This is a genomic window from Mycobacterium sp. 050272 (assembly GCF_039023525.1).
Taxonomy (GTDB): domain Bacteria; phylum Actinomycetota; class Actinomycetes; order Mycobacteriales; family Mycobacteriaceae; genus Mycobacterium.
In genome coordinates, this window is record NZ_JBCHKV010000004.1 from 430,435 (window position 1) to 441,230 (window position 10,796).

Below are 10,796 nucleotides of genomic sequence, written 5' to 3' on the forward strand. Positions count from 1 at the left end.
GCCCCGCTTATCTGGATTCGGTCAAGAGTTTCTCGGGGCAACACCCCGTAAAAATTTGACGTCAGGAAGCCGGCTTTACGGCGCTGCCGGCACGCCACTGGTCCCAGCTAAGCGTCCAATCGCCGTTTTGAGTCAGCTTCAACGGTGGTCCTCCGGTGTTACGGATCTCCACCACGTCTCCGGGCACGGAGAAGTCATAGAACCATTTCGCGTTGTCGCCGTTGAGGTTCAGGCATCCGTGCGAGGTATCGGTGTGCCCCTGGGCCCATACCGTGGCGTCGAGTTGGTGCAAATAGATGCCGTCGATGCTGATTCGGGTCGCGTAGTTGATGGTCTCCCGATAACCCAGACGCGAGTTCTTCGGCAGGCCAAAGGTTGACGAGTCCATCACGACGGGGTTGCCCTTGTCGAGCACGGTGTAGGTGCCCGGCGGGGTCCACAGCGAGATGGTTTGCGTTCCGATCTTCTCCTCGCCACCCATCCCCATGGAGGTGGGCATCGTGCGGACCAGTGCCCCGTTGTCGAAGACGCTCACCATTTTCGTGGCGTCATCGGCGATCGACACATGCGCGTCACCGATCCGGAATGACACCCGGGTGTCTTCCTGCCCGAACAGGCCGTCGCCCAAAGCGATTCCGTAAATCTTGGCTTCGGCGGTGACGGTGGTGCCGGGTGCGTAGTAGTGTTCCGGCCGCCAATGGGCATGCTGCCCGTCGATCCAGTACCACGAGCCCGCAACCGCCGGGTTGGTCGTCACTTTCAGTTGACGCTCGGCGGCCGCGCGATCCGTGATCTGTTCGTCGAAGTGCGCGACCACGACCGTCCCGACGCCGTAGGTACCGCCGTCGCGCAGCGCAGCCTCGGAGGTGGTGGTGAACGAGACCTTTGTCTGATTCGACGGCCGCAGGGTGGAGAACGACGAAACCTGGTTCGCCACAACGCCGTCCGGGCTGCGGCCGCTGGCATTGAGAGTGTAGGTACGTCCGTAGCCCAACGGGGCGGTCGGCTTCCAGACGGTGTTGTCCGGCGTCATCACGCCGTCGATGGACTTGCCGGCCTCGTTGACCATACGGACCTCGGTGAGCGTCCCGTTCTGAACCTTCACCTGCACCGGCGAAACCGGATCGACATCTCGTGCATTGACACCGGGAGTAAACGAAATCGTCAGAGCATCAGTAACTTTCGTAGCACAACTCGTGCAGCGCGGTGAGGCGGCGAGCTGGATCGCGGCGCAAATTCCGACGACGACGAATACGCACAGCAAGATCCGGTGCGCCGGTCGAAGCCGCCGCAAAAATTCGGCACCGTTCCTGGGGTTCATCTGGATGCGCATCCTTGAGGGTTACTCATCAGCCGGCTCGAGGTTGAACCCGCGCGGAAACAACGTTGCCTAACAAGTAGCCCCACCGGCACGTCCTGAAACGTCTGCGAGAGATCATGGCGTGATGGCCGACGATGAACTCGACGCGCTGTATTCGGCGCGGCCCAGTGGCTTCACGGCCCAGCGCACCGAATTGTCCGCGGCCGCTCGGCGCCGAGGCGACGAGGCCGCCGCCAAACGGATCTCGGCCAGCCGCAAACCGACCACCGCGGCCTGGGTGGTCAATCAACTTGCGATCCGCGACAAGGATGTCGCGCGGCGTATCGCCGACCTGGGCGACAGGCTGCGTTCCGCGCACGCCGCGATGGATGGCCACCGCATCCGCGAGCTGTCCGGCGAGCAACATCGACTGATCCAGGACCTGGTTCGGTCGGCCTTTGACAAGGCCGGCATCAGCGCGTCCGCCGCGGTGCGTGAGGACGTCACGAGCACACTGCAGGCCGCGATCGCCGATCCCGGGGTCAGGGCGCGACTGGGGCGACTGGACCGGCCCGAACGATGGTCGGGATTCGGTGCGTACGGCGATGACGCCGAACCGGCACCCGCCAAACCGCCCGACAAGGGTGTTGAGCGCCGACGGGAGAAACTCGCCGCGGCGGTCGGCGCCGCCGAGCGCGATAAGGCCGACGCCGACGACAGGCTGGCGCGGTCGGAATCCGAAAGGCAGACGGCCCGCGAGCGTCGTGACGAGGCGCTTGTCGATCTGCGCAGGGCGGAACGCGAGCTCGACCGCGCCGATAAGAACTACGGCAAAGCGCAACAAGCCAGCCGCGATGCCGCCGAACTGCTCCGGGAGGCGAAAGCGCACCTGCAGCGAAGCTAGCCACGACTCCGAGCCGCGGCCGCGTTTCCGGGTGGCAACGCCGGGTATCAGGCCAGCCATGACTTCTCTGTGGCTTGCCGATCGAACCCAGCCATCGTGGACTGCGAGCCAACTCGACGATGGATCCCGCTCCGCCGAGATCATCGTGGTGGGCGCCGGCCTCACCGGTCTGATGACGGGTGTCCTGCTGGCCCGCGCCGGCAAGGAGGTGATGGTGGTGGAGGCGCGCAGCGTCGGCGCCTGCGCCACCGGAAACACCACCGCCAAGATCAGCCTGCTGCAGGGCACCCAGCTGTCGAAGGCGTTACCCCGGCACGGCAAGGAGCTGACCCACGCCTACGTGGAAGGCAACCGGGAGGGCCAGGATTGGATAGTCGAGCACTGCCGGTCGCGCGGCATCGCCGTGCAACGCGAGGACGCCTACACCTACGCCCAGTCCGCCAAGGGCGTGCCGTCGGCCCGCTTGGAACTGAAGGCATGCCAGGCGGTTGGGCTGCCTGTCGAATGGGCGGACGACGCCGACGTGCCGTTCCCTTACCACGGCGGGGTGCGGCTGCCCAACCAAGTGCAGTTCGATCCGGTGGAGTTCCTGGACGCGCTGGCCGCCGAGCTGCTCGAACGCGGCGGACGACTGGTAGAGGGCACCAGGGTCCGGCGGGTGTCGAGTCGCGGCGGCAAGGTGCATGTGCAGGTGAACGACGCGGCACAGCGCGACATCGAACTCGAGGCTCGGAAACTGATCCTTGCCACCGGGGTCCCGATCCTCGATCGCGGCGGATATTTCGCGCGAGTGAAGCCCAGCCGGTCGTACTGCCTGGCGTTCAAGGTGCCCGGAGACATCACCCGGCCGATGATGATTTCCACCGACTCACCGACTCGTTCGGTGCGGTACGCCCCGGTCTCCGACGGGGAGCTGTTGATCGTGGGGGGTGCCGGACACACCGTGGGTCGTGAAAAGAGTCCGGCCAAGGCCCTCGCCGAACTCTCGTCGTGGACACGCAAACACTTTCCGGGCGCCAAGCAGACTCATTTCTGGTCGGCACAGGATTACACGCCGATCGACCATCTGCCATACGTAGGTCCGATCCTGCCGAATAACGAATCCATCTATATCGCAACGGGTTTCAACAAGTGGGGCATGACCAACGGCGCCGCCGCTGCGCTGGCACTGACCAGCCGCATTTTGGGTGGCCGGATGGACTGGGCGCGCGCGTTCGCCAGCTGGAGCCCGCACGAGCTGACTGGCCTGCCCACGGCCATCCAGGCCAACCTCGAGGTGGGATTCGACTTGGCGAAAGGCTGGATCACCCCGGCTGCTCGCATCGGCCGGCGCAGCCCCGGCCCTGACGAGGGCGGCGTGGTGAGCGGACTCCCGTGGCAGCTGGAGGCCAGGAGTCGCGTCAACGGTACCGAACACCGCGTTTCGCCGGTCTGCCCGCACCTTGGCGGGATAGTGAATTGGAACGACGCCGACAAGGCCTGGGAATGCCCACTGCACGGGTCGCGATTCGCGCCGGACGGCACGCTGCTAGAAGGGCCCGCCACCAGAGACTTGACCGCATCGCATTGACACGCTCGTCCCGCTGACTCAACCCGCTTTCCGGTATACAAGCCAGCGCAACTCGATGGGGGAATCCTCCCGCTCGACATCGAAAATGTCTTGGCCACTGGCCCATCCGTCGAACCAGGCCGTGGGCGGCCAGGCGCCTTCCGGTAGATGGGCTTTCTCGTACTCGTACGCCGACTCGTCGGAAACGAGTTCAAGCGACAAACCGGCCGCGGCTTTGCTGACTTCGTCGCGGGTGAAGATCATGGTGTGGCATTGCTGCCCGAGTTGTCGGGCGGCGTCGTCGGGCGTGTAGCCCTCGCGCGGCAGGAACGCGTTGAACACCAAGAATCCACCGGCGGCCAGACACTGCGCGGCCAGTTCGAACATGCCGCCCAGTTCCTGTGGCGTCCGGAAGTCCGGCACCACTTCGGAGAACACGACCAGCTGAAAGTCACCGCTGACGCCCTCCATCGCCACGAAGACATCGCTTTGGATGACGTTGATATCAACCGAAATTCGTTTGGCTTCTGTACGAATGATGTCGGCGAACTTCCCGGCCAGCTCTACCGCGTCGACCGGGTGACCGCGCTTGGCCAGGGCGAGGGCATTTCGCCCGGTGCCCGCGCCAACGTCGAGTATCCGATAGGTGCTGGGATCGTCGGCTTCCATGGCGAGCGACCAGACACGGGCATCGGGTTCGGTGCCGAACAGCGACCCCTCGCGAGTGTCGACCCAATTGTCGTAATCGGCCCCGATCGTTGCCCACTGAGGTTTGACGCGGTAGTTCAGTGTCGTACCGAACGGTGAATTGAACTCTATGACGATGTTCGAACGAGACGAAGCCTTAAAGGCTTTCGCCAACTCGCCTTCCAACACCGCTCTGAGCTGAACGGTCTCTTCGTCTGTGTACGGTATGCCCAATCCGGCGAAGACGGTCGTGCACATTCTGACGTACTCGTCGAGCATGCCGGGAACGGCCGGTACATGAAGCCGCCCTTCCGACATCATTCGTCGGTGTAACCGACGGGCCATTGCGTCGCGCAGCGTCGCCGGGTCGAAAGATCTGCGGTCGCGATCCTCCATCAGACTCTTGTACACGACCGAGTTGCTGGCTGCACAATGGGGCGCGGGATAGCCGGCGAGCCGATCGCGGCCGAGAAGGGGAGATGATGAGCGACGATGTGACCGCCCAGTTGGGTGCCAAGAAGTTCGTGTCTTTGACGACGTTCAAGCGCAACGGCGATGCGGTCGCGTCGCCGATGTGGGTCGTCGGTGACGGCGCGCGGCTCTCGGTGTGGACACCGGCAGACTCGTGGAAGGTCAAGCGGGTTCGGCGCGATCCCCGGGTCACGCTTGCGGTGTGCGGTCGAACCGGCAAGGTCGCCCCCGGTCAGCCCGTCTTCGCCGGGACCGCCGAGGTGATCACCGATCCGGCGGAGGTCACCCGCGTCGAATCGCTCGTCAAACGCAAGTACGGCTTGGAATTTCGCGTGGTGACCTTCATCGAGGCCATCCTCGCCCGCGGCCGAAAGCCGCGGTTTGTCCTGCGGATCGCGCTGACGCCCGGCGAGTGATGTCGGTGCTATTTGCCGGGATCGTTCGCGGCTTTGTCGCCTGAACCGCGGCAATGAGCCGCGTCGAACTGATGGAAGATGGTCGCTATGCAGGTCGAGAGTTTGCGCCGCTATCCGGTGAAATCAATGCTTGGGGAGGACGTCGAGAGCTTGTTCGTCGACGAACGCGGCGCCCAGGGAGACCGCCGGCTCGCACTCGTGGACACCACGACGGGGCATGTGGCCAGCGCCAAACAGGCGCGGCTATGGCGCGAGCTGTTGAAGTGCACTGCCATCGGGGATGTCGGCCACGTCCGCATCGGGCTGCCCGACGGTACAACAGTCGCCGCCGATGATCCGGACGCCAACGAGGTGCTATCGAAGTTGTTGGGGCGCTCGGTCCGACTGGTAGGTAAGCGCCCGAACGGCGCGACGGTCGAGCGCCCGGACCCCGAGAAGCTGCTCGAGCTCGGGTTGGACGCCGATGTCGCCGGCCGCATCTTGGAGATCGGGTTGGGCACGCCTGGGGATTCGTTCACTGACGATGCTCCGCTGCACGCGATCACTACCGCTACGTTGGACCACATCGGGGTCGAGGCCTTGCGTTACCGGCCGAATCTGGTGATCGCGACACCGGCCGACTGGCCGCCATATGTCGAAAATGATTGGGTCGAACGTGAATTGGCCATCGGATCGGTGCGGCTGCGCGGCCTGGAACTCACCCCGCGGTGTGTGGTCCCGACACTCGAGCACGGTCGACTGCCGAAAGCGCCACAGGCACTACGGACGCCCGCCGCCGAGAACCGTTTGCAAGCAGGCAGTTGCGGCGTGGCCGCATGCGCGGGGATCTACTTCAAAGCCACAACTGCAGGCACCATCCGGGTGGGCGAGCAGGTCACCCTCGACCCCTAGGCGTCTAGTTGCCGAAGCTATTGGGGGGTGTGCGCACCACCGTGGCCGGCCCGGCGGGGCCCGCGTCGATCCGGCTGGCGGCAAAGGACGCGCCCTTGTCGATCATGGTGCCGTCGTCGGCGTAGGTGTTGTGAGCGGCGAAGTTCATGCCGTCCGAGCACACCGGGTCCTCGTTCGCACACACCTTGATCGTCTTGGCTTGGTAGGTCGGTCCGATGACGACAGGCGGCTCACCCAGGAAGTTCATCGCCCGCACGTTAGGCATGCCGAAAAGCACCACCGCGGCGACGTGGTCGGCGATCTCGGGTGAAAGTGGCTTGGGCACGGTTGCCGGGTCGACACCGGCGGGCACCGCGTCCGACGTCACGAAACCCATCACCGCCGCGCCCTGGGAGAAGCCACTGAGCACCATCTTGGTCTTGGGGCAGCTGGCCGCCATCGACACGACGTGCGCGCCCGCGTCCCGGATGCCGTCGAGGCCGGTGTCCCACTCATTACTGGCGGGGTAATTGACCGCGTAGACGTCGACCGACTTTCCACCCTCGCGTCCGCGCAGGTTGTCGATGAAGGCCTGCCCGGTCGCGCCGACCCCCTCCGGCTCGCCGGTGCCGCGGGCGTACACCACCTGGACGTCGGGGCATGGCTCGGCGGACGAGGGGACGGGCGAAAACAGGACAGAGGCACCAAGACTCGCAGTTGCTGCGGCCGCAGCACCCATCAAGCGAATGACGTAACCGGCAATCATGTCCACATAAATGCCCATCTGTGCCGATCACCAAACGAGTGATATTCCACACGCGTTCGCAGCAAACCCCACCGATCGGAACTGCGGTGGCGTGTTCGCCGTGCGAACAGCGCACAGCCGCAGTCGAATTCACGCCCCGCCGACGTAAGTAGCTGGCACCGGCCGGCCGTCGGCGTGAAGTCGGCTCAACGCCATTTGATGCCGCAGCCTATCGACGGCCGCTGATCCGCGTTGACCGGACGTCCGGCCAGCACAGCGTCGACGGCTGCCCGGACGTCGGCGCCCGTTACCGGCACGTCGTTTTTGGGGCGGGAGTCGTCGAGCTGGCCGCGGTAGACGAGTCGGCGCTCGCCGTCGAACACGAACGTGTCCGGCGTGCACGCCGCGGAGAAAGCGCGGGCAACGTCTTGCGTCTCGTCGTACAGGTACGGAAACGTCCAGCCGTGGCGGCGAGCCTCGGTCACCATCTCGTCGGGCCCGTCCTGCGGGTAGGTGGCGACGTCGTTGCTGGAAATTCCCACCATCGCGACGCCTTGCTCGGCGAGGTCTCTGCCCAGGGCGGCCAGCCCCGCCGCGACATGCTTGACGTAGGGGCAGTGGTTGCAGATAAAGGTGACGACCAGCGCCGGACCGGTGAGCTCATCGAGGCTGACCAGGGCGCCTGTTGCCGGGTCGGGCAACGTGAACGGCGGCGCGGGCGTGCCGAGGGCGAGCATTGTCGACTCGATTGCCATGCCCGCCAGACTAGTCCGTGGCGACCCGGCGACCGCGACCGATCGCGGGTGCGCAAGGCTGCATCTCGTGTGGCCAGAGTTAGCGGCGTTGCAATCCGGGGTACCAGTCCGAAACATGGGGTGGGTGATTTCGCACGCCGTCGCGATCTTCTCCGGTTTACTCGCCGCGTTTTGGGCAGCCGTCGGCATCGTCGTTCGACAACGAGTCGCCCAAAGCGTGCCGGCTGACGGGGAGCGGTCCCGACCGACGGTGACGAGCGTGGTTCGTCAGCCGCTGTGGTGGGCCGGGATTCTCGCCGCCATCGCCGGCTACGTGTTTCAGGCCCTGGCCCTTGCTAACGGATCTCTGCTGCTGGTGCAGCCGCTGTTGGTGTCGTCGCTGCTGTTTGCCCTGCCGCTCAGCGCGAGGCTTTGCCATCAGCGCATCACCGGGGCCGAGTGGGCTTGGGCGATCGTGTTGACCGTGGCGCTGGCGGCGTTCGTGCTCGTCGGTCAACCCCGCGAGGGCCATCACCGTTCGCCGATACCGTCGTGGACGATGGCGGTGATGCTCACCGCGCCGCTGGTCATCGTGTGTCTCCTCGCGGCCCGGCGCACCCACGGCCGGACCCGCGCGATGCTGCTGGCGGTCACGGTGGCGGTTCTGCTGGGCATGGTGGCCGTGTTGACGAAGATCTGCACGCACCGCTATGCCATCGGCGGATGGCACGGACTTCTGACCGTGCCGGCGCCGTACCTGCTGGTCGTGCTGGCAGTGGCGGTCACCATGGTGCAGAGCTCGGCCTTTCACGCCGGCGCGTTACAGGCCTCGGTGCCGCTGATGTTGGTGGGGGAGCCTGTTGTCGCGGTGATGCTTGGAGTCATCGTGCTCGGCGAACACCTTGCGGTGCGGGGCTCAGCAGCGATCGGCCTGCTCGTCGCCGTCGCCGCGATGGTGGCATCTACCGTCGCGCTGGCACGCGACCAGGCACCCGGTGTGAGCCATCCGGCCGCCGAAGATGTTGGCACACCGCGTGCTAACGAAGACGATGTGATCATCACGTAGGCCGTGCGGCTCCTTCCAGGAGATCGACTGCGCGCGCAAGGCTTTCGTCAGCCGTGCTGATCAACTCGGACACCTCGCGGGCCCGTGCCGCGCGTTCCGGCGTGAGGATGCCCTGCAGGTCGGCCACCACCGAGTCCAGGGTGCTCTCCATAAACGCCCGTCCAGAGCCAACTTTCAACTGCGTGACTCCTTCCGCCCAGACAGGCTGATCGAGCCAGAACCATAGGATCAGCGTGGGAAGTCCGGCCCGCAGGCCGGCGGCCGTTGCCCCGGCGCCGCCATGGTGGACGACGGCGCGGCACCGCGGAAAAACGACGGCATGGTTCACCGCGGGCACGACCTTCACGTGCTCGACGTTCGGGAGGCCGGCGACGTCGTTCGGGCCGGTGCAAACCAGCGCCCGCTCGCCGACCCGTGCGCAGGCCTCGCTGATCACAGCGACGGTCTCCATGGGCGATGCAAGCGGCGTACTGCCGAAACCGAAGTAGATCGGCGGCGTGCCATCGGCGATCCAGGAGAGCACCTCGTCGTCGGAATCGGCGGGCAGTCCCAGCGTCAGCGCGCCGACGAACAGCGCCGACACATCCGAGTCCAGCCATTCGGCAGCCGTTCCCGGCAAGTAGACCTCGTCGTAGGCCTGAATTTCGATGGTCGGTTGAGCCAAATCTCCGGCGACGTCCGACAAGCCGAGCGCGGCACGCTGGGCGTCGTCGGTGTCCTTGGTGATCTGCGGACCGAACGTGCCACCGGCCAGAATTCGCGCCGGGAAGTAGTGCAGCACGCCGAGCGGAATGCCGTAGTACTCAGCGATATTGGCGGCTAGGCCCTGCTCGTTGAAGGCCGCGACCAGCAGGTCTGCCCCTTCGGCCAACGAGGTCAGCGCCGTACTCTTTTCGGCCTTGATCTCGTTGACATGCTGGGCAATGTCGGCCCACATCGTGACCGGATTCGATATCTTGCCGACGAACGCCGCGGCGAAGTCCATCTGTTCGCGCGTGTCCCGGCCGTACGCGACCGCCCGCAGCCCCGCGGATTCGACGAAGGACACCATGTTGGGCGCGACGGCCATCTGCACCTCGTGACCACGTCGCATCAGCTCCCGGCCGACGGCAGCCAGAGGCTCGACATCGCCACGACTCCCATAGCCGGCCAGCACGCATTTCATCGGCGAAACCTCACTCGCGGCGCTGCGCGACGGCCGGTTAACGGATCTTGTTGGCGGCGAAGGTCGCGGCCTGATTGGTCATCCCCAACTGGATATACGAAACGTGCGCCATGATGTTGCCGCCCGCCGAGCAGATCGGGTCGTCTTGCGCGCACAGGCTGATGGTTTTTCCGCTGTAGATCGGATTGATCGTGGGCAGCGGTTGACCGCCCCACAGCGCGCTGGAGAACTGGCTGGTCGGTTCGCCGAACAAGGCGACCGCGGCGACATGGTCGGCGACCGTGGGCGGCATCGCCTGAGTGGCGAGGTCGATCACCGTCGAACCCTGCGAGTATCCACCGAGCACGATCTTCGTCTTGGGGCAGCTGGCGACGGTGCCCTGGATGTGCCCGCTTGCGTCATCGGCGCCGGCCGGAGCACTGGCGTGGTAGTCGTCGTTGGCCGGGTAGTTGACCGCGTAGACCCCGACGGACTTCCCGCCGAGCTGCGACGTCAGGGAGTCGGTGAATGCTTGACCGATGTTCCCGAGGCCGGGCTCCTGGTGAGTGCCTCGAGCGAACACCACCTCGACGTCAGAGCAGGGATCGGCCGCCGCGATAGGTGAAATCGGCGAACCAACCAACGCCCACATCATCGCTGCAGCGACGCCGACAATCCGAACAAGCCTGAGTGCACTCATTCTCAAATGCTGACATACCGACCGAGACGGCCGTACCGGCGGCTCGCTTTACCCGGATGCGGACGAGTTGCGGGGCCACCTATAAAAAATGAGGTACTTGCCGCTGGGAAGCAACTGAAACGCCCTGGAAATCCCGGAGGCTCCTGACCTTGGAAACGAGGATGCAGGTATGCCGAAGGAACAGTTGCCGGGGAAGCCCACGGCGCGTCG

11 protein-coding genes are annotated in these 10,796 nt (G+C 65.3%); 5 read left to right on the top strand and 6 right to left on the bottom strand.

Going from position 1 to position 10,796, the window contains the following annotated elements; translation table 11 throughout:
* Nucleotides 1-61 precede the first annotated feature (61 nt).
* Nucleotides 62-1,321, bottom strand: coding sequence for an Ig-like domain-containing protein (locus AAHS21_RS12040; protein ID WP_342927876.1), 1,260 nt, complete (start codon nucleotides 1,319-1,321; stop codon nucleotides 62-64).
* Between the two features lie 124 nt (nucleotides 1,322-1,445).
* Between AAHS21_RS12040 and AAHS21_RS12045 the strand changes: the two genes are divergently transcribed.
* Together AAHS21_RS12045 and AAHS21_RS12050 are read left to right on the top strand one after the other, a co-directional pair.
* Nucleotides 1,446-2,204: a hypothetical protein gene (locus AAHS21_RS12045; protein WP_342927877.1), complete on the top strand. Its 759-nt coding sequence runs from the start codon at nucleotides 1,446-1,448 to the stop codon at nucleotides 2,202-2,204.
* Nucleotides 2,205-2,262: 58 nt separating this feature from the next.
* The gene (locus tag AAHS21_RS12050; protein ID WP_342927878.1) at nucleotides 2,263-3,774 is read left to right on the top strand and encodes an FAD-dependent oxidoreductase; all 1,512 of its coding nucleotides are present in this window, start codon (nucleotides 2,263-2,265) and stop codon (nucleotides 3,772-3,774) included.
* A gap of 18 nt (nucleotides 3,775-3,792) precedes the next feature.
* Here AAHS21_RS12050 and AAHS21_RS12055 read toward each other — a convergent pair whose 3' ends face one another.
* Nucleotides 3,793-4,836 (bottom strand): class I SAM-dependent methyltransferase, encoded by a 1,044-nt coding sequence (locus AAHS21_RS12055; RefSeq protein WP_342927879.1) that lies wholly within the window; start codon nucleotides 4,834-4,836, stop codon nucleotides 3,793-3,795.
* An 86-nt stretch (nucleotides 4,837-4,922) separates the two neighbouring features.
* Here AAHS21_RS12055 and AAHS21_RS12060 point away from each other — a divergent pair, with 86 nt between their 5' ends.
* The gene (locus AAHS21_RS12060; protein WP_342927880.1) at nucleotides 4,923-5,327 is read left to right on the top strand and encodes a PPOX class F420-dependent oxidoreductase; all 405 of its coding nucleotides are present in this window, start codon (nucleotides 4,923-4,925) and stop codon (nucleotides 5,325-5,327) included.
* Nucleotides 5,328-5,405: 78 nt separating this feature from the next.
* Nucleotides 5,406-6,218: an MOSC N-terminal beta barrel domain-containing protein gene (locus AAHS21_RS12065; protein WP_342927881.1), complete on the top strand. Its 813-nt coding sequence runs from the start codon at nucleotides 5,406-5,408 to the stop codon at nucleotides 6,216-6,218.
* Between the two features lie 4 nt (nucleotides 6,219-6,222).
* On the opposite strand, the gene AAHS21_RS12070 is transcribed toward AAHS21_RS12065, so the two are convergent.
* Both AAHS21_RS12070 and AAHS21_RS12075 read right to left on the bottom strand, forming a co-directional pair.
* Nucleotides 6,223-6,981, bottom strand: a complete 759-nt coding sequence (locus AAHS21_RS12070; RefSeq protein ID WP_342927882.1) for a cutinase family protein — start codon at nucleotides 6,979-6,981, stop codon at nucleotides 6,223-6,225.
* A 167-nt stretch (nucleotides 6,982-7,148) separates the two neighbouring features.
* Entirely contained in the window at nucleotides 7,149-7,697 is a 549-nt protein-coding gene (locus tag AAHS21_RS12075; RefSeq protein WP_342927883.1) for a thioredoxin family protein, read from the bottom strand.
* Between the two features lie 115 nt (nucleotides 7,698-7,812).
* Here AAHS21_RS12075 and AAHS21_RS12080 point away from each other — a divergent pair, with 115 nt between their 5' ends.
* Nucleotides 7,813-8,742 (top strand): DMT family transporter, encoded by a 930-nt coding sequence (locus tag AAHS21_RS12080; RefSeq protein WP_342927884.1) that lies wholly within the window; start codon nucleotides 7,813-7,815, stop codon nucleotides 8,740-8,742.
* Here the strand turns inward: AAHS21_RS12080 and AAHS21_RS12085 are convergent.
* Both AAHS21_RS12085 and AAHS21_RS12090 read right to left on the bottom strand, forming a co-directional pair.
* On the bottom strand, nucleotides 8,735-9,907 hold the full coding sequence (locus tag AAHS21_RS12085; RefSeq protein ID WP_342927885.1) for a nucleotide disphospho-sugar-binding domain-containing protein: 1,173 nt from the start codon (nucleotides 9,905-9,907) through the stop codon (nucleotides 8,735-8,737). The two genes, AAHS21_RS12080 and AAHS21_RS12085, sit on opposite strands and share 8 nt — an antisense overlap.
* 37 nt (nucleotides 9,908-9,944) lie before the next feature.
* Entirely contained in the window at nucleotides 9,945-10,586 is a 642-nt protein-coding gene (locus AAHS21_RS12090) for a cutinase family protein (protein ID WP_342927886.1), read from the bottom strand.
* Nucleotides 10,587-10,796 lie beyond the last annotated feature (210 nt).

Bases quoted from the DNA above. Each gene is read 5' to 3' on its own strand.
- AAHS21_RS12040 (WP_342927876.1), bottom strand. From the start codon at position 1,321: ATGAACCCCAGGAACGGTGCCGAATTTTTGCGGCGGCTTCGACCGGCG.
- AAHS21_RS12045 (WP_342927877.1), top strand. From the start codon at position 1,446: ATGGCCGACGATGAACTCGACGCGCTGTATTCGGCGCGGCCCAGTGGC.
- AAHS21_RS12050 (WP_342927878.1), top strand. From the start codon at position 2,263: ATGACTTCTCTGTGGCTTGCCGATCGAACCCAGCCATCGTGGACTGCG.
- AAHS21_RS12055 (WP_342927879.1), bottom strand. From the start codon at position 4,836: ATGGAGGATCGCGACCGCAGATCTTTCGACCCGGCGACGCTGCGCGAC.
- AAHS21_RS12060 (WP_342927880.1), top strand. From the start codon at position 4,923: ATGAGCGACGATGTGACCGCCCAGTTGGGTGCCAAGAAGTTCGTGTCT.
- AAHS21_RS12065 (WP_342927881.1), top strand. From the start codon at position 5,406: ATGGTCGCTATGCAGGTCGAGAGTTTGCGCCGCTATCCGGTGAAATCA.
- AAHS21_RS12070 (WP_342927882.1), bottom strand. From the start codon at position 6,981: ATGGGCATTTATGTGGACATGATTGCCGGTTACGTCATTCGCTTGATG.
- AAHS21_RS12075 (WP_342927883.1), bottom strand. From the start codon at position 7,697: ATGGCAATCGAGTCGACAATGCTCGCCCTCGGCACGCCCGCGCCGCCG.
- AAHS21_RS12080 (WP_342927884.1), top strand. From the start codon at position 7,813: ATGGGGTGGGTGATTTCGCACGCCGTCGCGATCTTCTCCGGTTTACTC.
- AAHS21_RS12085 (WP_342927885.1), bottom strand. From the start codon at position 9,907: ATGAAATGCGTGCTGGCCGGCTATGGGAGTCGTGGCGATGTCGAGCCT.
- AAHS21_RS12090 (WP_342927886.1), bottom strand. From the start codon at position 10,586: ATGAGTGCACTCAGGCTTGTTCGGATTGTCGGCGTCGCTGCAGCGATG.